Source organism: Burkholderia sp. 9775_39, from assembly GCF_015712225.1.
Lineage (GTDB): Bacteria > Pseudomonadota > Gammaproteobacteria > Burkholderiales > Burkholderiaceae > Burkholderia > Burkholderia cenocepacia.
Genome location: NZ_JACCQC010000002.1, coordinates 489,141 through 515,606, shown reverse-complemented (window position 1 = coordinate 515,606; position 26,466 = coordinate 489,141). Strand labels below are relative to the sequence as shown.

At 66.2% G+C, this 26,466-nt stretch carries 24 protein-coding genes; 11 read left to right on the top strand and 13 right to left on the bottom strand.

Annotation, left to right across the window (positions count from 1 at the left end; genetic code table 11):
• Positions 1-29: 29 nt before the first annotated feature.
• From H0X90_RS05135 to H0X90_RS05120, 4 genes are all read left to right on the top strand, one after another.
• Positions 30-1,364, top strand: a complete 1,335-nt coding sequence (locus H0X90_RS05135) for a serine hydrolase (RefSeq protein ID WP_077189672.1) — start codon at positions 30-32, stop codon at positions 1,362-1,364.
• Positions 1,365-1,705: 341 nt separating this feature from the next.
• Positions 1,706-2,452, top strand: a complete 747-nt coding sequence (locus H0X90_RS05130; RefSeq protein WP_077189673.1) for an SDR family oxidoreductase — start codon at positions 1,706-1,708, stop codon at positions 2,450-2,452.
• A 152-nt stretch (positions 2,453-2,604) separates the two neighbouring features.
• Positions 2,605-3,459, top strand: coding sequence for a DJ-1/PfpI family protein (locus H0X90_RS05125; RefSeq protein ID WP_077189674.1), 855 nt, complete (start codon positions 2,605-2,607; stop codon positions 3,457-3,459).
• A gap of 68 nt (positions 3,460-3,527) precedes the next feature.
• Positions 3,528-4,001, top strand: a complete 474-nt coding sequence (locus tag H0X90_RS05120; RefSeq protein ID WP_006495616.1) for an SgcJ/EcaC family oxidoreductase — start codon at positions 3,528-3,530, stop codon at positions 3,999-4,001.
• Positions 4,002-4,101: 100 nt separating this feature from the next.
• Here the strand turns inward: H0X90_RS05120 and H0X90_RS05115 are convergent, their stop codons facing one another.
• The gene (locus H0X90_RS05115) at positions 4,102-5,049 is read right to left on the bottom strand and encodes a GlxA family transcriptional regulator (protein WP_006485916.1); all 948 of its coding nucleotides are present in this window, start codon (positions 5,047-5,049) and stop codon (positions 4,102-4,104) included.
• Between the two features lie 160 nt (positions 5,050-5,209).
• Positions 5,210-5,731 (bottom strand): GNAT family N-acetyltransferase, encoded by a 522-nt coding sequence (locus H0X90_RS05110; RefSeq protein WP_077189675.1) that lies wholly within the window; start codon positions 5,729-5,731, stop codon positions 5,210-5,212.
• Positions 5,732-6,090: 359 nt separating this feature from the next.
• On the opposite strand from H0X90_RS05110, the gene H0X90_RS05105 reads away from it, so the two are divergent.
• Entirely contained in the window at positions 6,091-6,474 is a 384-nt protein-coding gene (locus H0X90_RS05105; RefSeq protein WP_006493487.1) for a hypothetical protein, read from the top strand.
• 167 nt (positions 6,475-6,641) lie between these two features.
• On the opposite strand, the gene H0X90_RS05100 is transcribed toward H0X90_RS05105, so the two are convergent.
• On the bottom strand, positions 6,642-7,499 hold the full coding sequence (locus H0X90_RS05100) for a helix-turn-helix transcriptional regulator (protein ID WP_048988324.1): 858 nt from the start codon (positions 7,497-7,499) through the stop codon (positions 6,642-6,644).
• Positions 7,500-7,594: 95 nt separating this feature from the next.
• Between H0X90_RS05100 and H0X90_RS05095 the strand changes: the two genes are divergently transcribed.
• Positions 7,595-8,488, top strand: a complete 894-nt coding sequence (locus H0X90_RS05095) for an SDR family oxidoreductase (protein WP_060212991.1) — start codon at positions 7,595-7,597, stop codon at positions 8,486-8,488.
• A gap of 45 nt (positions 8,489-8,533) precedes the next feature.
• On the opposite strand, the gene H0X90_RS05090 is transcribed toward H0X90_RS05095, so the two are convergent.
• From H0X90_RS05090 to H0X90_RS05070, 5 genes are all read right to left on the bottom strand, one after another.
• Positions 8,534-9,523, bottom strand: coding sequence for a zinc-dependent alcohol dehydrogenase family protein (locus H0X90_RS05090; RefSeq protein WP_077189676.1), 990 nt, complete (start codon positions 9,521-9,523; stop codon positions 8,534-8,536).
• 123 nt (positions 9,524-9,646) lie between these two features.
• On the bottom strand, positions 9,647-10,549 hold the full coding sequence (locus H0X90_RS05085; protein ID WP_077189677.1) for a LysR family transcriptional regulator: 903 nt from the start codon (positions 10,547-10,549) through the stop codon (positions 9,647-9,649).
• Between the two features lie 79 nt (positions 10,550-10,628).
• A complete protein-coding gene (locus H0X90_RS05080) occupies positions 10,629-12,008 on the bottom strand; it encodes an FAD-containing oxidoreductase (RefSeq protein WP_006485924.1) in 1,380 nt (459 codons plus the stop codon).
• A gap of 169 nt (positions 12,009-12,177) precedes the next feature.
• Positions 12,178-12,756, bottom strand: a complete 579-nt coding sequence (locus H0X90_RS05075; protein ID WP_077189678.1) for a hypothetical protein — start codon at positions 12,754-12,756, stop codon at positions 12,178-12,180.
• 47 nt (positions 12,757-12,803) lie between these two features.
• On the bottom strand, positions 12,804-13,268 hold the full coding sequence (locus tag H0X90_RS05070; protein ID WP_006485921.1) for a GNAT family N-acetyltransferase: 465 nt from the start codon (positions 13,266-13,268) through the stop codon (positions 12,804-12,806).
• 149 nt (positions 13,269-13,417) lie between these two features.
• Here H0X90_RS05070 and H0X90_RS05065 point away from each other — a divergent pair, with 149 nt between their 5' ends.
• Complete coding sequence (locus tag H0X90_RS05065; RefSeq protein ID WP_012493146.1) at positions 13,418-14,056, top strand: LysE family translocator; 639 nt, start codon at positions 13,418-13,420, stop codon at positions 14,054-14,056.
• 126 nt (positions 14,057-14,182) lie between these two features.
• Here H0X90_RS05065 and iteS read toward each other — a convergent pair whose 3' ends face one another.
• Together iteS and iteA are read right to left on the bottom strand one after the other, a co-directional pair.
• Entirely contained in the window at positions 14,183-16,483 is a 2,301-nt protein-coding gene (gene iteS / locus H0X90_RS05060) for a S8 family anti-phage peptidase IteS (RefSeq protein WP_077189682.1), read from the bottom strand.
• Complete coding sequence (gene iteA / locus H0X90_RS05055; protein ID WP_227739712.1) at positions 16,431-17,612, bottom strand: anti-phage ATPase IteA; 1,182 nt, start codon at positions 17,610-17,612, stop codon at positions 16,431-16,433. The genes iteS and iteA overlap by 53 nt, the downstream gene beginning before the upstream one ends.
• 538 nt (positions 17,613-18,150) lie before the next feature.
• Here iteA and H0X90_RS05050 point away from each other — a divergent pair.
• Genes H0X90_RS05050 through H0X90_RS05035 form a run of 4 tightly spaced genes read left to right on the top strand, consistent with a single transcriptional unit; the run spans position 18,151 to position 23,280 of the window.
• A complete protein-coding gene (locus H0X90_RS05050; protein WP_006494007.1) occupies positions 18,151-18,948 on the top strand; it encodes a DUF3348 domain-containing protein in 798 nt (265 codons plus the stop codon).
• Positions 18,949-18,958: 10 nt separating this feature from the next.
• Positions 18,959-22,006, top strand: a complete 3,048-nt coding sequence (locus H0X90_RS05045; RefSeq protein WP_077231273.1) for a DUF802 domain-containing protein — start codon at positions 18,959-18,961, stop codon at positions 22,004-22,006.
• Between the two features lie 3 nt (positions 22,007-22,009).
• Positions 22,010-22,654 carry an OmpA family protein gene (locus tag H0X90_RS05040; protein ID WP_006491235.1) on the top strand — a complete coding sequence of 215 codons (645 nt, stop codon included), beginning with the start codon at positions 22,010-22,012 and terminating at the stop codon, positions 22,652-22,654.
• Entirely contained in the window at positions 22,651-23,280 is a 630-nt protein-coding gene (locus H0X90_RS05035) for a DUF2894 domain-containing protein (RefSeq protein WP_062910032.1), read from the top strand. The genes H0X90_RS05040 and H0X90_RS05035 overlap by 4 nt, the downstream gene beginning before the upstream one ends.
• 33 nt (positions 23,281-23,313) lie before the next feature.
• On the opposite strand, the gene H0X90_RS05030 is transcribed toward H0X90_RS05035, so the two are convergent.
• The 3 genes from H0X90_RS05030 to H0X90_RS05020 form a co-directional block, all read right to left on the bottom strand.
• Positions 23,314-23,886: an NADPH-dependent FMN reductase gene (locus H0X90_RS05030; protein WP_077189681.1), complete on the bottom strand. Its 573-nt coding sequence runs from the start codon at positions 23,884-23,886 to the stop codon at positions 23,314-23,316.
• Positions 23,887-23,940: 54 nt separating this feature from the next.
• Complete coding sequence (locus H0X90_RS05025) at positions 23,941-24,531, bottom strand: histone acetyltransferase (protein WP_171984145.1); 591 nt, start codon at positions 24,529-24,531, stop codon at positions 23,941-23,943.
• Positions 24,532-25,106: 575 nt separating this feature from the next.
• Positions 25,107-26,390, bottom strand: a complete 1,284-nt coding sequence (locus tag H0X90_RS05020) for an isoprenylcysteine carboxylmethyltransferase family protein (RefSeq protein WP_006495601.1) — start codon at positions 26,388-26,390, stop codon at positions 25,107-25,109.
• Positions 26,391-26,466 lie beyond the last annotated feature (76 nt).

Below are 26,466 nucleotides of genomic sequence, written 5' to 3'. Positions count from 1 at the left end.
GATCCTTTTCCACTACGAGGCATGATTCGATGCGAATTCATCGACGCTTTACCCCGACCCGGCGAGGCCGCCGGCTGGCCGGCACCTTCGCGCTGGCCGGCGGGCTCGCGCTCGCGGCGACGGTTGCCGTCGCAGCCGACGGCGCGGCACCGACCGGCATGATGCAGGGCTTCCCGCCGCCGGCCGACCGGATCGTCGACAAGGCGAACGCGTTCACGCCGGCCCGGTTGCGCTGGGCGTTGAGCAACACGCGGCTGCTCGCGCCGACGGCCGGCATCCGGCATGCGGCCGCGCCGATGCCGCTCCCCGAGCAACCGGCGTCCGGTCTCGACGCGCTGCCCGTGACGATCGGCGGCGAGACGCTGACGCTCGACGCGTACCTGCGTGCGACCCACACCGACGGGTTCATCGTGCTGCAGCGCGGCCGGGTCGTCTACGAGCGCTACTTCGACGGCTTCCGGCCCGACCAGCAGCATGCATGGGCGTCGATGACGAAATCGGTGACGGGGCTGCTCGCCGCGCAGATGATCGAATCCGGCGTGCTCGATGCGAATGCGCCGTTGTCGCGTACGGTGCCGGAGCTGACCGACACGCCGTTCGGCAGCGCGACGCTGCAGCAGAACCTCGACATGGAAGTGCCCACCGCCTATGCGCCGGGCATCCCGCCCGATCTCGGGCTGTTCGGCGCGGTCGGGCTCGTGCCCCACCGCGAAGGCGCGCCGGCGAGCATCGTCGATTTCCTGCTGACCGTGCGGCGTGTGCCGAACGCCGCGCCGGGCAGCGTATGGTTCTACCAGAACGGGTCGCCGGAAGCCGTTTCGTGGGCGATGCAGCGTGCGACGGGGCAGTCGTGGAGCGCGTTGGTCGAGCGGTGGCTGTGGCGCGATTTCGCGGAAGACGATGCGTACGTCGCGGTGGATCGCAATGCAATGGCGATGGCGAGCGGCGGGCTGTACACGACGCTGCGCGACGCCGCGCGCTTCGCGGAACGCGTGCGCACCGGGCTCGGCGGCGCGCGCGGCACGCTGCCGGCCACGACGATCCGCGCGGCATTGCAGCCGGCGCACAACGCGGCGCTGTTCGCGAAGGGCAACGTGGTGCCCGGCAAGGACGGCTACGCGTATCGCGACTACTGGTATCAGGTGAACGACGGTGATGGCTCGTTAGCGGCGGCGGGGCGCTTCGGGCAGGCGATCCTCGTCGATCCGAAAACCGCGCTGACGATCGTGAAGTTCTCGGCGTCGCCGGACTTCGCGCCGCGCGCACTCGATGCGCAGCGCGAGGCGACCCGGCCGCGCGCGGCGCTCGAGCGCGGCGATGCGCTGAGCGCGGTGGCGCGCGCGGTGGCGGAGAGGCTGCGGTAACGCGACGCCCGGACGCGCGATAAGCGGGCTATCGGGGAAAGCCGTATAGCCGCGTCGCGCGTTGCCGTTTGTCAGCTTGCTCATGCAAGCCATTCACGTCAGATCGAAGCGCGCACGGTCCAGCGGGCCTGCGCGCTTTGGCTTTTCCAGCAGCGTCTCCCGCGCCTGCTCACTTTTCGTCCATTCGCTGATAATGGCGTATTTCGAGGGTTATACGACCTTTGAGCCATTTGCGTCCCGTTCCATACTTCACATGAACGAGCAAGCCGGAGCCCGCACACAAACGCGATGACGCGTCGCATATCCGGCCTGATCAATCACGACATGAAAAGGAACGGAAGATGCGACTCAAGAGCAAATCGGCATTGATCACGGGCGGCACCAGCGGCATTGGTCTGGCCACCGCGAAGCTGTTCATTTCAGAAGGCGCGCGCGTCGCGGTGACGGGGCGCGACGAGGCCGTATTCGAGCGGGTGAAGGCGGAGCTTGGCGAGCATGCGATCGTGCTCAAGGGCGACGTACGGTTGCTCGACGACATGCGCGCGATTGCAGACGAGGTCAACGACACGTTCGGCGGCCTCGATGTCGTGTTCGCCAACGCGGGCTGGGCGTTCCCGTCTGCCGTCGACGACATCGACGACACGCTCTACAACGACATCATGGACGTCAACGTCAAGGGCGTGGTGTTCACGCTTCAGGCGGCGCTGCCGTACTTGCGCGAAGGTTCGTCGGTGATCCTCAATACCTCGTTCGTCGCGCAGACCGGCAAGCATGGCATCTCGTTGACCGCCGCAGCGAAGGCCGCCGTGCGATCGCTGGCCCGCAGCTGGTCGTACGAATTTCTCGACCGGAAGATCCGCTTCAACGCGATCGCGCCCGGCGCGATCGACACACCGCTGCTCTCGAAGTGGGGCAAGCCCGCCGAATGGGTGCGCGCCCGCAAGGCCGAATTCGCCGAAACGATTCCGGTGGGCCGCATGGGCACGGCGGACGACATCGCCTACGCCGCGCTCTATCTCGCCAGCGACGAATCGTCGTACGTCGTTGGCACCGAGCTGGTCGTGGATGGCGGCGCGTCGCAGCTTTAAGCCCGCGCGTCACGTTCCCCGAGCCCGGTAGGTCGTCCCGGCGCGTTCCCCTCCCGATTTCACGTCCGCCGCGCGGTTCGCCGTGGCGGTTATTTCATCCGGCCCGGCGGGGTTGCGCTCGCCCATGGGCCGAAGTGCAAGGAGCAATCATCTTGACCGACAGTAGCGACAACCATGCGCCCACCGGGCCACTCACGCGGGCAGGCCGTTCGCGCCGCGATGTCCTGAAGTTCGGCAGCGCCGCCACCCTCGGCGCCGTGCTGGGCGGCAGCGCGTTGCTCGGGCACGCCGCGGCTGCGCCGACACCGACAGGCAGCGCAGGGCTGCTTGCGCCGAACGAGCCGCTCGACATCCTGATCGTCAATTACGACGGCGGCACGCTGCTCGACTTCGCGGGCCCCAGCGAAATCTTTCACCGGCTGCCGAATACGAACGTTCGCTACGCGAGCCTCGATGGCGGCAACGTGACGCTCGAATTCGGCGTCGTGTACGGGAAGACCGAGCGATTGGCGGATATCGACAAGACCGACGTGATCCTCGTGCCTGGCGGGTCCGATTTGTCGGCGCCGATGCGGCCGGCGTATCAGGCGCAGATCCGGCGTCTGGCGGAAAGGGCGAAACACGTGACGTCGGTGTGCAACGGCTCGCTCGTGCTCGCCGCGACGGGCGTGCTCGAGGGCAAGCGCAGCGCGTGCCATTGGGCGTTCGTCAACAAGCTGGCCGAATACGGCGCGATTCCCGTTCCCGACCGCTTCGTCGAAGACGACAACGGCCGCTTCATGAGCGGTGGCGGCGTGACGGCGGGCATCGATTTCGCGCTGCGCGTGGCGGCGAAGCTGCGCGGCCAGCCGGCCGCCGAATACACGCAACTCGTGATCGAATACGATCCCGCTCCGCCGTTCCACTCCGGTCATCCGAGCGATGCACGGCCCGAACTCGTCGCGATGGTCGACAAGAAGCTGCCGGGCGCATCGAAGGGCCTCGCACGCATCCCCGGCGTTCGCTGACACGTTTGCCGGCGACCCGTGCAGGGTTGCCTGCCTCTTCAATTCAAACCCTATTCGGAAATCACTCGATGCGACAGATTCATCCGTGTACGGCTGCGCTTGCAGCCTGCGTGTCCTTTTTCGCACTCGCGACGCCGGCGCTCGCCGCAGGTTCGCAACGCCCGCCCGAAGCGGCCATCAAGGCCGAAAACGCGCGATGGGCGGATGCCTTTGCGCGAGGGGATTACGACGCGATCGGCCGCCTCTATACCGACGACGGCGCGCTCTTGCCGCCGGGAGGCGATAAAGTCACGGGCCGCCGCGCGATCACCGAGTACTTCACCAACGGGTATGCCGGATCGAAACCCGGCACCGTATCGTTCAGCCATTACGAGTTCTACGGCAATGAGCGGGTCGTGACGGAGGTGTCGGATGCGGAGGTTCGCGACGGTGATGGAAAGCTGAAGGTCCGCGCCAAGCAGACGCTCGTCTTTCTGAAGCAGGGCGGCGTGTGGAAGCTGCATCGCGACATGTGGAACGCTTACCCGCCGGTCAAGGATTGACGATCGTCGACGTCCGGCGAAAGGACGCGCGACGTGCCCACGCGCCCATCGCCGGTTAGCGGGAAGCGGGCCACGCAGCGCGCTGATCGGCAGGGCTCGATCAGCGCGCTGCGTTCGTTCTGCTCTCGCGTCGAATTGCTTGCGGCGGATGCCCGTGCAGCTTGATGAACGCTCGGCGCATCCGTTCGGGATCGGTGAATCCCACCGCCAGCGCAATCTGTTCGATCGGTTCGCTGCCGCCCTGCAGGCGCAGCCTTGCGGCTTCGACGCGCAAACGCTCGACGGCCCGCGCCGGCGTTTCACCGGTTTCCCGGCGAAACGCGCGGCCGAACTGTCGCACGCTCAGGCTGGCGGCATCGGCGAGCCGTTCGACCGGCAACGCTTCGGCCAGATGTTCGCGGGCGAAATTCAGCGCAATGCGGATGCGATCCGATTCCGGCTCCATCTGCGACATCGCGGAGAATTGCGACTGCCCGCCGGGCCGCCGATACGGAACGACCAGCAGCCGCGAGACCTCGCGCGCGATCTCCGCGCTCATGTCCCGTTCGATCATGCCGAGCGCCAGGTCGATGCCGGAGGCAATACCCGCCGACGTCCAGACGCGGCCATCGACGACATAGATGCTGTCGCCGTCGACCCGCGTGCGAGGGAAACGCGACTGCAATTGCGCCGCGTATCGCCAGTGCGTCGCGGCTCTCAAACCGTCCAGCGAGCCGGTTTCGGCAAGCAGGAACGCGCCCGTGCACACGCTTGCCACCCGCGACGCCTTGGCGGCCAGTTTTTTGGCCGCGGCGATATTGTCCGAGGTCTGCATCGGCGCGATATCGCCGCCGACGAACACGACGGTATCGAACGCGCGTCTTCCGATCGGCTTCGTGTCGATCGAAAGGCCGGTATTGCCGGGAATCGGGCCGCCGGTTGGCGAGATGACGTGAAGCGCGTAGGGCGTATGGCCGGCGGCCGTGGCCACCTGATTGAAGGCCGACAGCGGGCCGCCAAGATCGAGCGCGTCGTAGCCACGGCAAACGAAAAATCCAATGCGATGCATCACGAAGCCATTGATCGATAACCCCGGAATGGCGAATTCTACCGGGAACCCTCGAATTCTGTCGTTTGACTCGAAACGAGGGAAAACCGTCGTTTACGTCGCCGTCGATCAACTGTATTCGTTTGCGCCGTGCTGATGCGATGCCGACGGAAAGCGATGCTCAGCGACGGTAGATGAACTCCAGATCGGTCGATTCGCCGACCTTGAAATCGTACGTGCCGACCCGCTTGAAGCCGGCCTTCTCGTAGAACGCGATGGCCTTCGCATTGCCGGACCACACGCCCAGCCATACCGGGCCGGGGCGCGTCGCGGCGAGATACGCGAGCGCGGCGTCGAACAACGCCCGTCCGGCGCCGGTTCCCTGCGTGCCGCGGCGCAGATAGATCTGATGGATCTCGCCCGAGCCGTCCGCCACTTCCGGGTGCGGAAGCTTGCACGGCCCCGCGTGCGCATACCCGACCAGCGTGCCGTCGTCGCCTTCCGCGACCCACGTCCGGCACTGCGGGTCGCCGAGCTGTTCGGTGATCGCGGCAACCGAGTAGGTGCGGGCCTCGTACTCGGCCAGATCGTTCGGCGGATAGTCGATGCCGAAGCCGTCCTGCAGAAAGGTTTCGCGAAACGTATCGCGTTTCAGTTCGGCAAGCGGTATGGCATCGGCCAGGGTCGCAACGCGGATCAACATGGCGCTTCTCTCGGTTCGGTATCGGGCCGACAGTTTATCCCGGGTGATGTCGAGCAGCCGCTTCGTCGCCTGCCGACCGGCGACCGCCGCAGTCGGACGCACGGCGGCCTCGTTCACGTCGACATCGGCAGGCCGCGCGATCGCTTCCGGGTCGGGCAGCGATGTTGCGCGCGGTCGTGCAGGCGGCTTCCCGATGCGGAAAAAAGCGCCGATTTTGCAGCGCAGCGAAAGGCGCCGACGCTCGGCTGGCCCGGCCCCCGTAACCCACGGAAACCGCCGGCACGGTCATCATGCGGATGCCGATGGTTGACCGCCGGCGGACATGCTAGGATTTCCGTCAAACAACTCCGGAGACTGCGATGCCGTTCATCTGCGAAAACGTTGAATGTCGTGCCGTGCTGGCTCGCGGGCAGGTCAGGCACCATCAGGAGGGCGCCGGCTGGTGCTTCTACTGCCCGGACTGCAACACCAGAAACGAGTTGATGAATATCGGCACGCTCAGCGGCCCTGTCGAGCTGGTTCAGCCGGAGCGGGCCAGCCCGCCGCACAAGGTCGTCGCGACGGCCCGGCCGCTGGATGACGGCCGATACGCGGCGCAGTTGAGCGTCCAGCGGGCGCTCGCCGTGAAAGGCACCTATGCGGCCGAAGAGCACTGGGATGAACTCGGCGTATTCGGCGACGCGCAGGAAGCCGTCGCGCACGCGAAGTCGTTCGCCACGGACCTGCTGCAGCGCGCCGCGTAGCCGGCGCTTTTCCGTGAACGAACAAAGGGGCGTCGCGCATTCGTGCGCGACGCCCCTTTACGTTTTTCGCGCGCGTTCGTCAGTGGTGGATATCGAACGACGAGGTTTGCCTCGTGATCCGCCGATACGTGTCGTCCTGAATCAGGCTCCCGGGAAAGCGAGAGAGGTCACGCAGCCGGCGCCGGCGTTGCGCGGGCCCGTTCGCGCACCGCGACGAGTTCCCTGATCCGCGCGCGGTCGGCCGGCGTCGCCGGCGTGAAGATCACGAGGCTCAGGTCCGGGCGGCCGGTAACCGAGAACGTCGAATGTTCGAGCGCGATCCGGCCGGCTCGCGGATGGCGGATCTCCTTCGTGGCTTCTTCGTGCGTACGGATATCGTGGTCGCGCCACATCGCGTCGAATTCGGCGCTGGTCGCGCGCATCTCGTCGACGAACGCCTGCACGGCCTGCGTCGCGCCGCTGCGCGCGACGTCCGCACGAAACCCGCCAACCGCGAACCGCGCGACGCGCTCCCAGTCCGACTGGGCATGGCGCACGCCCGCGTCGACGAAGATCAGCCGCAGGATGTTGCGCGCGGCCGGCGGGAGCGTCGCATAGTCGGTGAGCGTCGCGGCCGCCGCGTCGTTCCACGCGGCGACGTCCCACGTCGCGGTGCGGATGATCGCGGGGCTCGCGTCGAGCGAATCGAGCACGTGCTGCAGGCGCGGCGTCACGCCGGCCGGCGCGTGATAGCGCACCTCGGGCGGATGGCCGAGGCCGATCAGGAACAGGTGCTCGCGTTCGGCCTCGTTGAGCATCAGCGCGCGGGCGAGCCGGTCGAGCACGTCGGCCGACGGCGCGCCGCCGCGCCCCTGTTCGAGCCACGTGTACCACGCGACGCTCACGTGCGCGCGCTGCGCGACTTCCTCGCGCCGCAGGCCCGGCGTGCGGCGGCGCGTCGCCGGCAGCCCGAGCGCGGCCGGGTCGAGTTTTTCGCGGCGGTCCCGCAGGTACGCGCCGAGCAGGTTGTCGGGGGCGTCAGCCATATCCTGTTAGTTCGTTTACCGGTAAACCGTCACGACTTCACCGCGCGCGGCCATCGGCAGATAGTAAGCCTCCATTTCATCCGGAGGTGCTGAACATGCGTGTCTTTGTTACGGGAGCGTCGGGCTTCGTCGGCTCGGCCGTCGTGGCCGAACTCGTGGCCGCCGGCCACTCGGTGCTGGGGCTCGCGCGCTCCGACGCGGCCGCGGCGTCGGTTGCCGCGGCCGGCGCCGACGTCCATCGCGGGTCGCTGGAGGATCTCGACAGCCTCACGCGCGGCGCCGAAGCCGCCGATGCGGTGATCCACACGGGATTCAATCACGACTTCTCGCGTTTTGCGCAGAACTGCGAACTCGACCGCCGCGCGATCGAGACGATCGGCGCGGCGCTCGTCGGTTCGGCGCGGCCGCTGATCGTCACGTCGGGCCTTGCGCTCGTCGCGCCCGGCCGCGCGGCGACGGAGGACGATCCGCACGTGCCGGTGTCGGAAAATTATCCGCGTGCGTCCGAAGCGACGGCGGTCGCGCTCGAAGCGCGCGGCGTGCACGCGTCGGTCGTCCGGCTGCCGCCGTCCGTGCACGGCGACGGCGATCACGCGTTCGTGCCGCACCTGATTGCGTTCGCGAGGGAGAAGGGCGTGTCGGCGTACATCGGCGACGGCGCGAACCGCTGGCCGGCCGTGCACCGGCTCGACGCGGCGCGCGTGTATCGGCTCGCGATCGAGCGCGGCGCAGCCGGCGCGCGCTATCACGCGGTCGACGATACGGGCGTGCCGTTCCGCGAGATCGCCGAGGTGATCGGGCGGCGGCTGAACGTGCCGGTCGTCGCGAAGTCGGCGGCGGAAGCCGGTGAGCACTTCGGCTGGTTCGCGAGATTTGCGGGGATGGATGCGCCCGCAACCAGCGAGCGCACGCGGGCATCGCTCGGCTGGGCGCCGACGCAGCCGAAGTTGCTGGCCGATATCGACCGGCCGCGGTATTTCGAAAGCTGACGAGCGGCGCGCGCCGCTCGCCATGGGGGCGGCTCGGACAGCCGCTCACACCGTGACGACGATCTTCCCGACCTGCGCACCGGCTTCCATGTAGCGGTGCGCGTCCACGATGTCGTCGAACGCGAACGTGCGATCGATCCGCGGCTTCAGCGTGCCGGCCGCGAGCCCGTCGACGATGAAGCGCTTCGCGCGTTCGAGCCGCCGCGCATCGCCGGTGATCTCGAACAGCTCGTAGCCGCGCAGCGTCAGGTGGCGCGCGAGCAGGTCCATCACCGGCACCGGGATGTCGCGCGTATCGAGCGCGCCGTACTGGAAGAACGTGCCGTGGGTGGCCAGCGCGCGCAGCAGGTTCGCCGCGTCGGGGCCGCCGACCGGATCGAACGCGAGGCGCGCGCCGACGCCGCCCGTGAGTTCCGCCACCTGCCGCGGCAGGTCGGCGGGGCTGCCGACGATCACGTGCCGCGCGCCGGCGTCGAGCAGTGCCTGGCGCTTCGATTCGCCGCGCGTCAGCGCGATCGGCACCGCGCCGACCTGGTTCGCGACCTGGATCGCGGCCTGCCCGATGCTGCTCGACGCGGCGCCGATCAGCACCGCGTCGCCGCGCTCGAGCCCGCCGAGTTCGATCAGCGCGCCGTAGGCCGTCACGAACATCATCCACGTCGCGGCCGCCTCCTCGAACGACAGGCTGTCCGGATGCTTGACGACCGCATGCGCGGGCACGTTGACCACCTCGCCGTACATCCCGTAGTCGGCGAACGAGAACGCCGGCACGACGCTCACCGCGTCGCCTTCCGCGAACGCCGTCACGTTGCGGCCGACCGCCGCGACGATACCCGACGCCTCGTAGCCGAGCGATGCCGGAAAGCGCGGCATGAACGTGTATTCGCCGCGGCGGAACATGACTTCCGCGCGATTGACGCCGATCGCCTTCACGCGCAGCTGGATGTCGTCGGGGCCCGGCGCGGGCACGTCGACGGTGTCGATCTGCAGGACTTCGGGGCCGCCGATGCGGTGGAAACGGACGATGCGGGTCATGGAGCGCTCCTTCGATGAACGGGTGTCGATGAAGCCGCATCGTAGGCGGGCGCCCGCGCCGGATAAACGCGCGGCCGGATCATTGATTGTTATTTGACGAATAACAATCGACGCGAACCCGTGCTACGCCGGATAACGCCGTGCGAACAGCTCGGTCAGCCAGTCGATGAACGCGCGCACCTTGTCGGGCAGATGCGCGCGGTTCGGGTACAGCACCGACACCGGCTTCGGCACGGCCGGCACGCCGGGCAGCAGCTCGACCAGCTGGCCCGAGTCGATGCTCGGCTGCAGCGCGGGCCGCAACGCGTGCACGATGCCGAGACCGGCGAGCCCGCACGACAGCAATGCTTCCGAGTTGTCGGTGAGCAGGCTGCTCGCGAGCTTCACCGCGACGGTGTCGCCGTGCGGGCGGAACGTCCATTCGAGCACGCGGCGGTTGCGGCCGGTGAAGAAGTTGACCGCGCGATGCATCCGCAGATCGTCGAGCGTACGCGGCAAGCCGTGGCGCGCGATATAGGCCGGCGACGCGCATGTGGCCATCGGCACCGCGCCGACGGTGCGCGCGACCATGCTCGAATCCTTCAGCGTCCCGACCCGCACCACGCAGTCGATGCCTTCGCCGATCAGGTCGGCCGGCTGGTCGCTCGCGCCGAGCACGAGCTCGATCTGCGGATAGCGCTGCTGGAAGTCGGGCAGCGCCGGAATCACGACCGTCTTCGCGAGCGCGAGGGCAACGTCGATCCGCAGCCGGCCCTTCGGCACCGCGCGTTGCTTCGGGAACGACGCGAACGCATCGTCGATGCTGCCGAGCAACTGCACGCAGCGCGCATGGAATGCCTCGCCTTCGGCCGTCACGCTGACGCGGCGCGTGCTGCGGTTCAGCAGCCGCACGCCGAGCTCCTGTTCGAGCTGCTGCACGGCTTTGGTGACGGCCGGCCGATGCAGCTGTAGCGCGTCGGCGGCCTGCGTGAAGTTGCCGCGTTCGACGATCTGTACGTAGATCTGCATCGTTTGCAGGCGGTCCATGGCGTTCCCGGATGGCGTGGCGAGCGGCCATCTTCGCACACCGATGGAACCGGATGCGCGGCCGCCCGCCTGCCGTGCGTCATTCGACCGGATGCAGATCCTGCAGCAGCGTCGGCACCAGCTCCGACACGGTCGGGTGGATATGCATCGCGCGGCTGATCGTCGTGTACGGCGCGCCGGCGGTCATCACGTCGAGGATCCCGTGCACGACTTCGTCGCCGGTCACGCCGAGGATCGACGCGCCGAGAATCGCGTGGCTGTCCGCATCGACGATCACCTTCATGAAGCCCTGGCTTTCGCCTTTCTCGACCGCCCGGCCGACGCGCGTCATCGGGCGCGTGCCGACCAGCAGCCGGCGGCCCGTCTGCTTCGCTTCCGCGAGCGTCATCCCGACGCGGCCAAGCGGCGGGTCGATGTACATCGCGTAGGCCATGATCCGGTCGGACACCTTGCGCGGATCGTCGTCGAGCAGGTTGGCCGCGACGATCTCGTAGTCGTTGTACGAAGTGTGCGTGAACGCGCCGCGCCCGTTGCAGTCGCCGAGCGCCCAGATGCCGGGCACGTTGGTGCGCAACTGGTCGTCGACGGTGATGTAGCCGCGCGCGTCGGTGTCGACGCCCGCGCGGTCGAGCCCGAGATCGTCGGTGTTCGGCACGCGCCCGACCGCGAGCAGCAGGTGCGAGCCCGCGACCTCGCGGCCGCCGCCCGCGCAGTCGAGGCCGACCACGATGCCGTCGCCGTCGCGGCGCGCGCTCAGGCAGTTCGCGTCGAGCTGCACGTCGATCCCTTCCTTTTCGAGGATCTCGCGCACGGCCTGCGAGACGTCTTCGTCCTCGCGGCGGATCAGGCGTGAGCCTTTCTCGATGATCGTGACCCTGGAGCCGAAGCGCCGGTACATCTGGCCGAATTCGAGCCCGACGTAGCTGCCGCCGACGATCACCAGATGATCGGGCAGGAAGTCGACGTCCATCATCGTCGAGTTGGTCAGGTACGGCACCGAGTCGAGGCCCGGCATCGCGGGCACCTGCGCGCGTCCGCCGACGTTGATGAAGATGCGTTCGGCTTCGAGTACGTCATCGCCCACGCGCACCGCGTTCGGGCGTTCGAACCGGGCATGACCCTGAAAGACGGTCGTGTTGTCGAGGCCGCGTACCCATTGCTCGACGCCGTGGTTCGAGCGGCCGGAAATCTGGTCCTTGCGCGCCTTCACGGCTTTCATGTCGACGGTGACGGGGCCGCCGACCGACACGCCGTACTCGCCGGCGCGCCGTGCGAGCTGCGCGGCGTATGCGCTCGCGATCAGCGTCTTGGTCGGGATGCAGCCGGTGTTTACGCAAGTGCCGCCGAAGCGGCCGCGCTCGACGATCGCGACTTTCATTCCGGCGCCGGCGAGGCGCGCGGCGAGCGGCGGCCCGGCCTGGCCGGTGCCGATGACGATCGCATCGAAGTGTTGCGTCATGACGTCCTCCTGTGCGGGTGCAACGAGGAAAGGGGCGGGCGCAAGCCGCATGCCGTGCCGGCGGTCGCCCGCGGGCGACGAGCGCCTATGGTAGACCGGTTGGCCGGGGGCCGCGAGCGGCGCCCGGACGACGCGTCGTATTGAAAAACGGCACTGCCGCGGGCGGCGTCTAGTCCTTGCGCGTCCACTGCCCGAACGACACCGGCCGGTGCGCGTCGGCGCGCGTCACGGTGACGTGGTCGGGCTGGTCGTCGAGCGGAAACGATTCGGTGACGATCTGGCTCGAAAAGAGCCAGCCGTGCGTGCGCGGGTCGTAGCGGAACGTGACGTAGTCGGTCCAGTGCTGGCCGCACGCGACGACGTTCTGCACGGTGAAATAGCGGCCCTTCACCGCCAAGCCGTTGTCGCCCGCATCGTCGGGATCGAACGGATCGCATTGGCCGCCGTCGTTGGCGCGCAGCACAGCCTGGTCGTTGCGGGCCGCGAGACGGTAGGTGCGGTCGGCTTGTTCCTCGTAGATCAGCAGCGGGCGCGGCGACGGCTGGTCGCGCGTATCGACCGCGCGATGCACGACCACCAGAAAGCTGTGCCGCCCGTTGTCGAGATCGGGGCCGGTGTGCGCGATCAACGGCTGGTAGCCGGCCGGCAGTTGCGCGGCGATCGATTTCGGCAGGCTGTCGGCGCGGGCGCCGAGCGGGAGCACGGCGAGCAGCGGGAGCAGCAGGGCAGCAAGGCGAAGAGCACGCATGGCGGGCGGTCCGGTCGAAAGGAGAAAAGGGGATCAGTCGCGCGGCGTTACAGATCGCGCCCGAGAAAGTCCGTGCCCGGCACCGGATTGAACGCGACGGGCGGCGCGGGCGTGAAGCCGAGCGACGCATACAGTTGCCGGGCGGCGACGAATTCGGGCAGCACGTCGACGCACATGCGCGCGTAACCGGCCGCCTTCGCGTCGTGCAGCAGCCGTTCGACGAGCTGGCGGCCGACGTTCAGCCCGCGCGCCTCGGGCCGTACGTACACGCGCTTCATCTCGCAGGTCGCCGGGTCGATTTCGCGGAACGCCGCGCAGCCGACCACGCGCTCGCCGCGCCACGCGAGCAGCAGCCGTCCGCGCGGCGCCGCGTATTTCCCGGGCAGCGCGGCAATTTCGGGCTCGTAGTCCTGGAATTCAAGGCTGACGGTCGGGCTCGCGACGTACTCGCGAAAGATCCCTTCGACGGCGGCGGCATCGTCGGGATAGCGGGCGGCGCGGATCTCGATCATGGGTGGCGCGTGATGACGGGAAAGAGGGCCAGCATAGCAGCGCACGGCCGCTTTCGGCGATGCGCGAAGCGTGCCAGAATCAGCGGCTCGACCGTCGGAAACGACACGCAGGCGCCGGCGCAGCGGCGTCGCTGACCAAGGAGACTTCGATGACCGCATCGGCTGCCGTACTCGCCATCCTGGCTGCGCTGTTTCTCGGCGCGATGATTCCGGGCCCGAGCTTCGTGCTGGTGGCCCGCAACTCGATCGGGCTGTCGCGCCGCGACGGGCTGGCCACCGCGCTCGGCATGGGCATCGGCGGCATCGTGTTCGGCGGCGTCGCGCTGGCCGGGCTGTACACGCTGCTGCAGGCCGTCGAATGGCTGTATGTGGGCCTCAAGGTCGCGGGCGGCGCCTACCTGATCTACATGGCGTCGAAGATCTGGCGCGGCGCCGACCGGCCGATCGCGATGGACGATCCGCAGGCGATGGCCGGCGGCAGCGCGCGCAAGTCGTTCCTGACGGGCCTCACGACCCAGCTCAGCAACCCGAAGACGGCGATCTGGTACGGCAGCATCTTCGCGGCGCTGCTCCCGCAGCATCCGCCGCTGTGGTGCTATCTCGTGCTGCCGCCGCTCGTGTTCGCGGTCGAGTTCGGCTGGTACACGCTCGTCGCGCTGTGCTTCTCGACGCGCCGGCCGCGCGAACTCTACCTGCGCGCGAAGAAGTGGGTCGACCGCATCGCGGCCGGCGCGATCACGCTGCTCGGGCTGCGGCTGATCCTGAATGCGCCGAAAGCGGGGATCTGAGGGCGCTGGGTCTCCGTGCTGCCCTCATTTGCTAGGTTAAGGTTAATTTCTCAATGGCAAATTGCGGTTCGGATTTTGTTTGCGGGTTTAGGCCCCCCCACCTCGCTTGGGCGGAGGGCTTTGAAGTTACGTAATGATCGGGATCCGATAGGGCAGAGTTGTATGAGTCCACGAAGTATTGTTAAGTGCTCGAACACCTTCTTCATAGATGTTAGGGTTCCCGTCTACGGCTCTCAACGTCACGATGATAGTAGCAATCAATGGATCGACTAGCGGGGGCTCGAAAGCGCGAAGGGTAACCCCAGCTTGCAGTGCCCACTGAGTTCCTTCGGTGCCGCTTGGAAATCGCTTGCGGTGTATCTTCACCGGTGCCCATTTGCCTCCGTGTTCTATCTGCGCCATTTCATAACCAGTGGTTCCGATTTCACTTTCGCCTGGAACTCGGCCATGAAACTCACCCGTCGCTGAAAGAATGCCGAACCCTAACTCAACGTTGGCTCTTACATATTCGCTTCCAGCATTCCCATCAAGTGGGGGGTTATAGGTTGCGGTAATGATCACTTCTCCTCTAAATTTTCCATTGTGGATAAGTGACTCGGGAATCGGGTATGGGGATTTTCTCCAGCGCATCGATTGATAAAGTTGTGCCTCGAAGACCAATGTAAAACTATCATCGCTATCGTATAAGGTACGAAGTACATTATCTGGTCTGCCCGCACCAAAATATCGGCGATCGACCTGATTGTAAGCAGGTGAAGACAATTGAGCGGCATGAATCATCAATGCTTTCACAAGGGATGGGTGTGGCGTAAGGTTACTTCGTCCCTTGAGGGCGAACCATGTATGCGCGGCTAAGTTCGTGGCAATTGGGGCAGCAAAGCTAGTGCCGAAAGTATGTGCAATTTGGTTGTTGGGCGTAAGAGCTTTGATGCTGGCGTGTCCAATATCCCAAGGCTTATGAACGCCACCACCGGCATGCACAATGTCCGGCTTCGGAGTGAATACAGGACCGGGGCCGCGGCGTGAATACGGAGGAGGCTCGCCAGCGCTGGTGTAAGAGCCGAATGCGGTCAAGTGGCTAACTGAACCTACAGTGAGGGCTCGGACGGATTCCCCTGGGCTCGAAACGCGATCCGGGAGGGTAATGGTCGGAGGCCAAGTGCGTCGAGGTGTGTCGAGGTAATTTCCAGATGCAACTACAAACAGGACTCCAAATTTATCGCTGATGGAGTCCAACTCTCTGGCAAATTCGCTAAATTCAGTTTCGGAGCACTGATTTGCGCCAAGTGAGAGATTCCAAATTTTGATGTCTGGTCTCTTTTCGACAGATTCTTTGATTCGTTCAAGAAGAATTCCAATTCCAGATCCGTTGGATTCTAGTCCGCAAACATCGTGAATTAAACATCCTGTACTGGGTAGCCAACTATGCCCGCCATTCATCTGGCTGGCGCTAGCAATTAGCGAGGCTACCATTGTTCCGTGTTCGTAGTTTGTGTCCGGAGGCAAGACATAAACTTCTTTGCTGACGACCCATGGCTTCAATGAAGTTGCATTATTAGAGACGCCAGTGTCAAATACGCCAACGGTCGGGATGTCGTGCGTGTTAACGTATTCTTCTGGTGATGAGATTGATGCTGGGTCGGCGACTACGTTGCCGGAAGTTACTCGTGCGGAATATTGGGGTTCAGCATAAATATGTCGAAGCCCCGGATAAGAAATTAACTCTGATAGATCGTTGTCAGTGATCTTTTGTGGATCGCTGATTCGAAGTATCGGCATCGATTTGATGCGGTCAATTATTGAGAAATTTATTTTCTTGCTTTCTAGCCATTTTTTTAGGAAGTGGTAATTTCTTTTGGTTGCTTCTTCCGATAAATATTGAAAGATGTCGACGATGATTCCGTTTGCTTCTCGAAGGGACGAGATTCCATTTGGATTTTTCCTTTTGGAAGACCATGCGGTTATTTTCGCGATGGCGCTGAGATTGGCTTTAATTTCGTGAATGGTTCGAGTTAGGATGACGGATCTCAACACTTGCAGACTGGCGGCATTAGCGGCTACAAGCATCTCGTTGATGTTGCCGTGCCCTGCTGGTTGAACCCCGGATTCTTCAACCAACTTTAGGGGCCTATGGGACTTAGCAACAGCATCTTCACGAAGTGTAAAAACGAGCGGGCCTAGAGCGTTGGGGAATCGGGCTAGGTCACTCGTAAGATCGGCCGCCGCTGAGTCTAGTGAACGGACCAAAGCACGCCGATACTCGTCATCGACAGGAACGTGAATTTTTTTGGCCGATCCCCCAGAGTTCGGAATGGATAGATCCTGACGAGCAAATGGGACGTGGATGAATGGATTTTCAGCGTTGGAGGGCTTGCTAGTCCTTTGCTTTTGTCCCCTCGGACTTTGGATGCTTTTGCGTTGTGCCATCGGTATATTCCCCGTTTAGTATGGTTGACACTTGACGTGTCGAGGAACTATACACCGCAGCAAGTGCACGCAACGAGAAAATTGTTCGACACCATTCTCGCAAATAGGCGATTTCCTGATTCTTCGTATTGAGTATCTTTCCTTGGACAAGTGCAAGTGCGAGACCGAGTCGACGAAATACTTGAAGTTGATCGACGGTCGTTTGACCTGCAATGACTGCGCTGCGCTTCGCATCCAAGCATACTTGTTCAATCAAGGCGCCCGATGCATCATTTGAACATTCAACGAGCACTTTCCAAGATAGATCCTTAGGGGCGTAATCGGCTAGTAGGTGGCGCCAGAGCTTTTCGCGCATAGGAGCATCTGGCAAGCTCATTGGGATCCTAAAGCTGAAGCGACGCCATACAGCAGGATCAAGTAGCTGCTCATGATTAGTCGCGGCAACAAGAATTGTATTGGCGGACAGCGCGTCAATATTTTGCAGGAGCGAAATAACCACTCGTTGCAGTTCTCCGACGTCCCGTTCGTTGCCTCTGGCCCCCGCAAGGGCATCGAACTCGTCCAGGAATAGGACGGAAGTGCTTTGCTCCGCGTAATCCATGACTCTACGAAGGTTGCGACTTGTCTGACCAAGTAAACTACTGATCAGCGTGTCGCACCGCACCGTGAGCAGCGGTAAGTTCAGCCGCGCAGCGATCCAGCGCGCGGTCTGGGTTTTACCTGTTCCGGGCGGTCCATAGAGCAAAAGACGGCTTGGTAAGGCTGCGCGCGCGCGCAGAAGATCTTCGTAATGTTCAACGTTGGCTAAAAAGTCGGCGAGACGGCTTTCGATCGCGTCAGGAACCATCAGAGCGGTCGAATCGACCTCTGGTTTGCTGACGTCGACCGTGTGCAATCGACTTTCACCATCGACAGGAAGACTGTTGAACGAGATTCCGTCAGCGGCGTCCTGTGCGCTTGCTAGCGCGCTTGGCGCTCTTGCGAGTCGTTCCCGAATAAGGCGGGCCTGTTGCCGCTCGCCGGCCTGTTCCAATTTGTCCGCCAAGAGTCCAGCGTAACTGGTTGCCATCGACGCGTTCGAGCGAAGGGCGCCATCGAGGATTTTTAGAACCTCAGAAATATTTTCCATTCTGGTCGCCGGGTTTGATGAAGCGAAAACGGGGGGTATTGTAACGTATTTCGCTATATTTGTTCCGGAAATTGGGTGCCTTGATGCAAGAATCGAAGATTCTGTCTCGCTTGCGACAAGTTGGAATTTGATCCCCCAAACGGGTCAGTATGTCACAATACTGTATGTATATACAGTATTTGGGGGTGTTGTTTTGATCGGAACGGTCTAGTCAGCCACCACCAATGTGTTCGGCCGCCAAGCGACGGTGGTGGTACGACGGCAGAATGCTTCTCGGGTAGGCACCTTGGCTGGACGTTCTGTCTACGACGACTACGTATCAAATAGCCGAAAGTGGTTGGAGCGACATCGCGAACCGCCCCGCCTTCGAAATCGTCTCCGTAATTTCTCGCGAAGGATACGTTGGGTGCCCCGCCGAGCCTTGCGCGACGGGCCTTCGCGTGTGTCGCGCGGCACGCCGAACCGCGCCGCTTCCCCGATTCTGGCGGCCGACCGCCCGACGACGTGTAAACTGCTGCCTTTTTTGACGGTTTGCAGCATGGTGCAAGCATCTCCGCGCCCGGCGTTGAGCGGTCCGACGCTCGTCCGGCTGCTCGCGCGCCTGGCCGATGCCGACGTCGCGGAATCCCGGCAAACGCTGTCCGACCGGCTGAGCCAGTGGCTCGGCTGGACCGACGCGATCACGCTGTCGTCTGCGCTGAACGCGAGCCCGCCGGGCGTCGCGGCCGGCGTGCGCGGCTACGACGCGGAGCGCGACTGCGCGCGCGTGCGCCACGACCTCGCGCAGGCGATCATGGCCGCCAACCGGCCGCGCACGCGGCGCCGGCCGGGCGACCTGCCGCCGCCGGCGGCCGATACGGCGGATTTCGCGGACTTCCGCCAGCGTTATCTGACCCTGCAGCAGGACATGGAAACGGCGATCGGCCAGTTGCGCGGCCGCCTGCGGGTCGCGCTCGCCGCGCGCTCGTCCGGGATGGCGCGGCTCGCGACGCTCGACACGATCATGGAGCGCGTGCTCGGCGCGCGCGAGCGCAGCCTGCTGTCGGCCGTGCCCGCGCTGCTCGGCACGCGCTTCGCGCGGTTGCGCGACGCGGAGCGGCAGGCGCTGGCCGACGCCGAATCCGCCGCTGCTGCGGCCGCCGGTTCCGATGCGCCCGATGCCGCCACTGCGGCCGATGAAGGCGCGGCGGCGGCCGACACCCCGACCGTCGCGGCGATCGTGCCCGGCGCATGGCTCGATACGTTTCGCGACGAGATGCAAAGCATCCTGCTTGCCGAACTCGAAGTCCGGTTTCAAACGGTAGACGGGCTGCTCGCGGCCCTTCGCACCTGCTAATCAACACGCTATGTCCAGAATTCGCCTTGATCTCGTTGTCTTCGTCGCCGGTCTGCTCGCTGTGGGCTGGATCGGTGCCGGCTATGTCGCGTCGAACCCGCTGGCGGCGGCCGTCACGCTGCTGATCGGCGCGTGCTACGTCGCCGGCGCATGGGAACTGCTGCGCTACCGGCAGGCAACCGCCACGCTGTCGCACGCGGTCGCCGGCCTGACCGAGCCGCCCGCGAAGCTCGACCCGTGGCTCGACACGCTGCATCCGGGCCTGCGCGGCGCGGTGCGCGCCCGGGTCGAAGGCGCGCGCGTCGCGCTGCCGGGCCCGGCGCTCACGCCTTACCTCGTCGGCCTGCTGGTGTTGCTCGGGATGCTCGGCACGCTGCTCGGGATGGTCGTCACGCTGAAGGGCACGGGCGCCGCGCTCGAGAGCGCGACCGATCTCGATGCGATCCGCGCGTCGCTGATCGCGCCGGTGAAGGGGCTCGGGTTCGCGTTCGGCACGTCGATCGCCGGTGTGGCCACCTCCGCGATGCTCGGGCTGCTGTCCGCGCTCGTGCGCCGCGAGCGGATCGATGCGGCCCAGCAGCTCGACGCGAAGATCGCGACGACGCTGCGCGTGCATTCGTCCGCGCACCAGCGTGACGAATCGTTCCGGCTGCTGCAGCGCCAGGCCGACGTGATGCCGGCGCTGGTCGACCGGCTGCAGACGATGATGACGACGCTCGAGGCGCGCAGCGTCGCGCTGCACGATCGCCAGCTCGAAAGCCAGCAGGCGTTTTTCGACCGGACCGAGCGGGCGTACGCGGGCCTGGCGTCGAACGTCGGCGACGCGCTGAAGGAGAGCGCCGCCGAAAGCGCGCGCGTGGCCGGCGCCGCGCTGCAGCCGGTCGTCGCCGCGACGATGACGGGGCTCGCGCAGGAGATGGCCGCGCTGCGCGACACCGTGACGGGCGCGGTACAGCGTCAGCTCGACGGGCTGACGGACGGCTTCGAGAAGACCACCGGCAACGTGACGGCCGTGTGGAATCGCGCGCTCGACGAACAGCGTCGCGCGGGCGACGCCGTCGCGCAGCAGTTGCAGACGACGCTCGGCCAGTTCACCGACACGTTCGCGCAGCGTTCGTCGGATCTGCTCGATGGTGTCGCGACGCGCCTCGAATCGACCGAAGGCCGCCTGTCGGACGCGTGGCGCGACGCGCTGGCGCGCCAGGAGCAGGTCGGCGAGACGCTGGCCGGCCAGCATGCGCGCGCGCTGGGCGAAGCCGCCGCGACGTTCGAGCGCCATTCGGCCGCGACGCTTGCCGCGATGCGCGAGTCGCACGCAGGATTGCAGACGCAACTGGCGGCGCGCGACGAAGCACGCTTGTCCGCATGGAACGATTCGCTGGCTGCGATGGCCGCGAAGCTCGGCGACGAATGGCAGCGTGCGGGCGAGCACAGCGCGGGCCGCCAGCAGGAAATCTGCGACGCGCTCACGCAAACGACGCGCGACCTCGCCGCGCAGGCGTCGACGTTCGAACAACGCTCGAACGATCTGCTGACGACGATCCGCGAGTCGCACACCGGTCTGCAATTGCAACTGGCTGCACGCGACGAAGAACGTCTGTCCGCATGGAACGACTCGCTGGCCGCGATGGCCGCGAAGCTGGGCGATGAATGGCAGCGTGCTGGCGTGCACAGCGCCGGCCGTCAGCAGGAAATCTGCGACGCCCTCGCGCAAACGACGCGCGACCTCGCGGCACAGGCATCGACATTCGAACAACGCTCGAACGATCTGCTGACGACGATCCGCGAGTCGCACACCAGTCTGCAATCGCAACTGGCTGCACGCGACGAAGAACGTCTGTCCGCATGGAACGACTCGCTGGCCGCGATGGCCGCGAAGCTGGGCGATGAATGGCAGCGCGCAGGCGTGCACAGCGCCGGCCGCCAGCAGGAAATCTGCGACGCCCTCACGCAAACGACGCGCGACCTCGCCGCGCAGGCGTCGACATTCGAACAACGCTCGAACGATCTGCTGACGACGATCCGCGATTCGCACACCGGTCTGCAATCGCAACTGGCTGCACGCGACGAAGAACGTCTGTCCGCATGGAACGACTCGCTGGCCGCGATGGCCGCGAAGCTCGGCGATGAATGGCAGCGCGCAGGCGTGCACAGCGCCGGCCGCCAGCAGGAAATCTGCGACGCGCTCGCGCAAACGACGCGCGACCTCGCCGCGCAGGCGTCGACGTTCGAACAACGCTCGAACGATCTGCTGACGACGATCCGCGAGTCGCACGCCGGCCTGCAATCGCAACTGGCCGCGCGCGACGAAGCCCGCCTCGCCGCGTGGAACGATTCGCTCGCCGCGATGGCCGCCGCGCTGCGTGACGAATGGGCGCAGACGAGCGCGCAGGCCGCGGCGCGCCATCAGGACATCTGCGACACGCTGACCCGCACCGCGAACGACATCACCGCACAGGCGCAGGTTCACGCGAGCGACACGATCAACGAAATCGCGCGGCTCGTGCAGGCCGCGTCGGAAGCGCCGAAGGCCGCGGCCGACGTCGTCGCCGAGCTGCGTCAGCGCCTGTCCGACAGCATGGTGCGCGACACCGCGATGCTCGAGGAACGCAGCCGCCTGCTCGCGACGCTGGAGACGCTGCTCGGTGCGGTCAACCACGCGTCGACCGAACAGCGCGCCGCGATCGACGCGCTCGTCAGCACGTCGGCCGATCTGCTCGATCGCGTCGGCGCGCGCTTCAACGACACCGTCGAGGCCGAAACGCGCAAGCTCGATTCGGTGGCCGCGCAGGTCACGGCCGGCGCCGTCGAAGTGGCGAGCCTCGGCGACGCGTTCGGGATGGCCGTGCAGGTGTTCGGCGAATCGAACGACAAGCTGCTGACCCATCTGCAGCGCATCGAGGCCGCGCTCGAGAAATCGCTCGCGCGCAGCGACGAGCAGCTCGAATACTACGTCGCGCAGGCGCGCGAAGTGATCGACCTGAGCGTGATGTCGCAGAAGCAGATCGTCGAAGACCTGCAGCAGCTCGCCGGCCGGCGAGCGCCTGTCGGAGCGTAACGCATGCATGACGAAATCGACGGCGGCGCGCAATCGGCGCCGGTATGGCCCGCGTTCGCCGACCTGATGTCGGTGCTGCTCGGCGCGTTCGTGCTGATCCTCGTCGGCGTGATCGGCATGCAGCTCCAGCTCACGTCGAAGCTCGAGGAAGCGGTGCGCGCGCGCCAGCTCGAGGCGCAGCAGCGCAAGTCGCTCGAACAGGCGCTCGCCGGGCCGCTCGCGGCCGGCCGCGTGACGCTCGTGAACGGGCGCATCGGCATCAGCGGCAACGTGCTGTTCGCGCTGAACTCCGACCAGTTGCAGCCCGCGGGCCGTGATTTGCTGAAGACGCTGGCCGTACCGCTCGCCACCTATCTGAAGACCCGTGACGAGATCCTGATGGTCAGCGGCTTCGCGGACGACCAGCAGGTACATGCCGGCAACCGCCTGTTCGCGGACAACTGGGAACTGTCGGCCAAGCGCGCGTTGACGGTCACGCGCGCGCTGATCGATGCCGGCGTGCCGGCGTCGTCAGTGTTCGCGGCCGCGTTCGGTTCCGAACAGCCGGTCAGCTCGAATGCGGACGATGAAGGCCGCGCGAAGAACCGCCGCGTGGAAATCGCACCGGTGCCGCGCAAGTCGGCGTCGAACGGAGGCAACGCAAAGTGACGGACGACGCGACGCAGGTGCGCGCGACGCTCGACGCCTGGCGCGAGCAGGGCGCCGACCGGCTCGATCCCGTGCGCTTTCACCGGATCGACGCGCTCGAACGGCGCGCGGCCGTGCTCGACGGCGCGGCACGCGCGCTGCTCGACGCGCGGCTGGCGACGCTGCTCGACGGGTTTGCGGCGCTCGTCGCGCGCGCCGACGACGATGCCGAAGTCACGCGCGAGACGGGGCAAGCCGCGACGAGCAGGCCCGCGCGCGGCGCGCTGGCCGCGCTCGTCGAAGGGCTCGCGCGCGATCCGCAAGCGGACCGGCGCGGGCTCGATCCCGAGCTGGTCGACTACTTCCGCACGATGTGGTCGAAAGTCCGCACGGAACAGCAATACCGCCAGTCGCTCGACCAGGTGCCGCGCAACGCCGGGCCGCTCAATTCGAACAGCCTCGTGCACCGCTCGCTCGCGACGATGCGCGAGCTGTCGCCGGACTATCTGCAGCAGTTCCTGTCGTACGTCGATGCGCTCGCATGGCTCGAGGATCTCGCCGGCGGCGGCGCGCAGCCCGAGAAGGAAGCGCCGCGTGCGAAGGCGGCCAAACCGGCGAGAAAGACGACGCGCACCAAGGCGCGATAACGCGACGCCCCAGGGGGCAGGCGTGCGGGGTACTTAGCGGCCTGGCGCCGACTCGGCGATCGCCGCGCGCAGCGCGTGCAATGCGTCGACGAGCGCCGATGCGAACGGCGGATGCGCGGCGATGCCCGCCGCGTCGAGCCGGCTTCCGAGGATCGGCAGCGCGATCGAGGCGGGCTCGACGATGCGCGCCGACATCACCGACAACGTTTCGCGCAGCGCCGCGTCCGCATGCGTCGCGCGCGGCGACGCGTTCAATACCGCGACCGGCTTGTACACGATGGCCTCGCATCCCACGACCCAGTCCAGCGCATTCTTCATCACGCCCGATACGCCGTGCGCGTATTCCGGGCTCGCGATCAGCACGCCGTCGGCCGCGTTCAGGCGGTCGATCAGGTCGCGCACCGCGGCGGGCGTCGGGTATTCGGCATCGGGATTGAACAGCGGGAATGCGCCGAGACGATCGAAGCGCGCGATGCGCATGCCGTGCGGGGCAACGAGCGCGGCTGCGTCGAGGAGTGCCGCGTTGTACGACTGCGCGCGCAGGCTGCCGCACAGCGCGACGATGTCGAGCGGGCGGCCGACGTCGGTTCGGGGATCGATGGTCATCGCAGGGCGTTTCGATTGGCGGGGCGAGCCGGCGCGTCGCGCGGGCTCGGCGGATTATCGCATCGGCGTTCGGGCCGCGTCGCTCATCCCGGCCGCCTGCGCGAATTCTCCGATGTCCCAGCCGCTCCCGAGCAACAGCCGCCGTGTATGCAGTGCACCGTGCACGTCGTCGGCAACGGTATCGCCGAGATAGCGCAGCGCGCGGCCTTCGACATCGACGAAGCCGTGCCGGTAGTGCTGCGCGAGCGCCGTCCACAACCGCGCGGCGCCGACCGACTGGCGCGCGCCGCTGATCAGGCACAGGCCCGCGTCGAGCCCCCAGCGGTACAGCGTCGTCGCAAGGCCCTTGCGTTGCGACGAGCCGCGCAGCCGCGTGTGCGGCGCGCGCAGGTAGCGGTCCGCGCGGCGCGGGATTTCGGGCAGGCGGTTGAACACCGTGTAGCCGGCGAGCTGGCGCGCAGCGAGATCCTCGACATACAGGAAGTATTCGCCGTCCGCTTCGCGATGGCGGACGACCAGGCCCGAGCGGCCGAGCGCGACGCCCGGCAGGCCGTGCAGGCGATGGCCCGGCTGGTGGAGGCGTTCATAAAGGGTGTCGAGTTCGTCGTCGATATCGTGCTGGGAATGCTGTACGTCGATACGCATGGCGAAAGGCGCCCGTCTCGGGCGCATCGAGAAAGGAGTGCATGGCAACGGGGAAGCGGAAAGGGAAGCGGCCCCCGGGCTCGGCGAAGCGAGCCGGGGCCGCGCATCAGCTGGGGATGTGCTGGAAACCGGCGGCGATCGCGGCGAGGCCCGCGATGCAGAGTGCGAACAGGATCAGGACTTTGTGGATCACGCCTCTTTCCTCATGAATGCGCGGCGCCGGCGGGCGGCGTCGCGGAGACGGTGAGCGGCGGGCACGGCGCGCACGGCCGTCGTGCGGGACGACGGTCGGGGTCCGGCGACGGATCGTGCGCGGACGGCCAGCACCATACGCGACGCGTCGGGGGCGGGCAATCGGACTGGGGGAGAAAAGCGACGAAAAGCGGAGAATCGCGCTGTTTCGCGACAATTGGCCGCATGGGAGCGCTCAAACGTTCGGGCGATCCACGCGAAAGCGCATCGCCCAGCGCCGGAGAGCATGCGTGCAACAGTGTCGTTGCGGATGCGAAGTCCGCGACCGATCCGACACCCACGCGAGGGACCGGAGCGGCATGGCGGCCGCCCCGGCCGCTCCGTCACACCGCCTGCCGCCCGCCGAACGTCTGCCTGATCCGCGCGAACAAGCCGTGCTGCGCGATCCATTCGGCATACGCGCGATAGTCCGGATCGCGCATCAGGTGACGCTCTTCCGTCTTCGCGCGCGTGTAGTAGATCAGGTTGACCGCGACGAGCCCCGCGCAGTGCATGAGCCCGATCTGCCAGCCGAGCGGCTCGACGAACGGCACCGACACCATCCAGTACGACAGGTTCTTCGTGATGTACGCCGGGTGCTTCGTGAAGCGGTACGGGCCCGACGTGATGATCCCGCGGTTGGTGAGGTTCGAGAACCGCAGCCCGAACGAGATCGTGCACAGCGCGTAGGTCAGCAGCAGCAGGATGATCACCGTGCCCCAGATCACGCGCAGCGTCGGCGCCGACAGCAGCCAGTTGTCCCAGAACACCGACCCTTCGTAGCGGATGTAGTTGTTCGAGATCAGCGACCAGAACGGCTGGTAGCAGATCAGCGCGGCCACCCAGCCGAGCGTCGTCGGCTCGACGGTGCGCACGTGGCTGTCGAGGATGCGGAACGTGCACAGGTAGCCGACGGTGCCGAACATCAGGTCCATCGTGAACGACAGGTCGTACATGAACACGAAGGTCGCGATCGTCATCGGCGCGTGCATCGCGTTCGCGAGCGACGCGCTCAGGTGATCGGCATCCTTCGACAGGTAGACGGTCATCAGCGGCAGGAAGAACGCCTTCACGCCCCAGCCGGCCAGCATCTCGCGCACCGGCTTCCAGCTCGCGGGCTGCTCGCGGCGAAACAGGAAGCGGCCCCACAGCAGGTACGCGTCGTCGGTCTCGCGCTGGTGGCGGTCCATCCACGCGAAGTAGAACGGCGCGGCGACGATCACGTACGGCGCGAGCGAGCGCAGCAGCGACCAGAACGGCAGGTAGAACGCGCCGTGGTATTCGGGCAGCAGCCAGTAGATCGCGCCGATGCCCGCGTAGATCGACGTCAGCGCGCCGAGCCGCGTCGCGACGCGCGCGAGGCCGAGCGGCCGGACGGCCTGCCGCGACAGCCCCGCGCTCGGGCGCAGGTAGACGCGCGAGATGAAGAGTTCGTGCAGCGCGATCGTGCCGATGATCGCGAGGCTCGCGATGACCGCGCGGGTGGCCGCATCGAGGGCCGGATGGTCGCGCGTGATCCACAGCGCGAAGAGTCCGGCCGTGATGCCGAGCAGGCCGGCGCGGAACGGCGTGGCGGAACGGGGTGGGCGGTCCGGGGCAGCGACGATGCCGTCGAGCGTGGAGTTCATGATCGGATCCTCGTAGGGATGAGGGCCGGCGCCCCCGCTTGGCGGGTGACGCCGGCCGTCGGCCGGGCTGTTTATC

Coding starts and splice junctions, on each gene's coding strand:
- H0X90_RS05135 (WP_077189672.1), top strand. CDS start 30: ATGCGAATTCATCGACGCTTTACCCCGACCCGGCGAGGCCGCCGGCTG.
- H0X90_RS05130 (WP_077189673.1), top strand. CDS start 1,706: ATGCGACTCAAGAGCAAATCGGCATTGATCACGGGCGGCACCAGCGGC.
- H0X90_RS05120 (WP_006495616.1), top strand. CDS start 3,528: ATGCGACAGATTCATCCGTGTACGGCTGCGCTTGCAGCCTGCGTGTCC.
- H0X90_RS05115 (WP_006485916.1), bottom strand. CDS start 5,049: ATGCATCGCATTGGATTTTTCGTTTGCCGTGGCTACGACGCGCTCGAT.
- H0X90_RS05110 (WP_077189675.1), bottom strand. CDS start 5,731: ATGTTGATCCGCGTTGCGACCCTGGCCGATGCCATACCGCTTGCCGAA.
- H0X90_RS05105 (WP_006493487.1), top strand. CDS start 6,091: ATGCCGTTCATCTGCGAAAACGTTGAATGTCGTGCCGTGCTGGCTCGC.
- H0X90_RS05100 (WP_048988324.1), bottom strand. CDS start 7,499: ATGGCTGACGCCCCCGACAACCTGCTCGGCGCGTACCTGCGGGACCGC.
- H0X90_RS05095 (WP_060212991.1), top strand. CDS start 7,595: ATGCGTGTCTTTGTTACGGGAGCGTCGGGCTTCGTCGGCTCGGCCGTC.
- H0X90_RS05090 (WP_077189676.1), bottom strand. CDS start 9,523: ATGACCCGCATCGTCCGTTTCCACCGCATCGGCGGCCCCGAAGTCCTG.
- H0X90_RS05085 (WP_077189677.1), bottom strand. CDS start 10,549: ATGGACCGCCTGCAAACGATGCAGATCTACGTACAGATCGTCGAACGC.
- H0X90_RS05080 (WP_006485924.1), bottom strand. CDS start 12,008: ATGACGCAACACTTCGATGCGATCGTCATCGGCACCGGCCAGGCCGGG.
- H0X90_RS05075 (WP_077189678.1), bottom strand. CDS start 12,756: ATGCGTGCTCTTCGCCTTGCTGCCCTGCTGCTCCCGCTGCTCGCCGTG.
- H0X90_RS05070 (WP_006485921.1), bottom strand. CDS start 13,268: ATGATCGAGATCCGCGCCGCCCGCTATCCCGACGATGCCGCCGCCGTC.
- H0X90_RS05065 (WP_012493146.1), top strand. CDS start 13,418: ATGACCGCATCGGCTGCCGTACTCGCCATCCTGGCTGCGCTGTTTCTC.
- iteS (WP_077189682.1), bottom strand. CDS start 16,483: ATGGCACAACGCAAAAGCATCCAAAGTCCGAGGGGACAAAAGCAAAGG.
- iteA (WP_227739712.1), bottom strand. CDS start 17,612: ATGGAAAATATTTCTGAGGTTCTAAAAATCCTCGATGGCGCCCTTCGC.
- H0X90_RS05050 (WP_006494007.1), top strand. CDS start 18,151: ATGGTGCAAGCATCTCCGCGCCCGGCGTTGAGCGGTCCGACGCTCGTC.
- H0X90_RS05045 (WP_077231273.1), top strand. CDS start 18,959: ATGTCCAGAATTCGCCTTGATCTCGTTGTCTTCGTCGCCGGTCTGCTC.
- H0X90_RS05040 (WP_006491235.1), top strand. CDS start 22,010: ATGCATGACGAAATCGACGGCGGCGCGCAATCGGCGCCGGTATGGCCC.
- H0X90_RS05030 (WP_077189681.1), bottom strand. CDS start 23,886: ATGACCATCGATCCCCGAACCGACGTCGGCCGCCCGCTCGACATCGTC.
- H0X90_RS05025 (WP_171984145.1), bottom strand. CDS start 24,531: ATGCGTATCGACGTACAGCATTCCCAGCACGATATCGACGACGAACTC.
- H0X90_RS05020 (WP_006495601.1), bottom strand. CDS start 26,390: ATGAACTCCACGCTCGACGGCATCGTCGCTGCCCCGGACCGCCCACCC.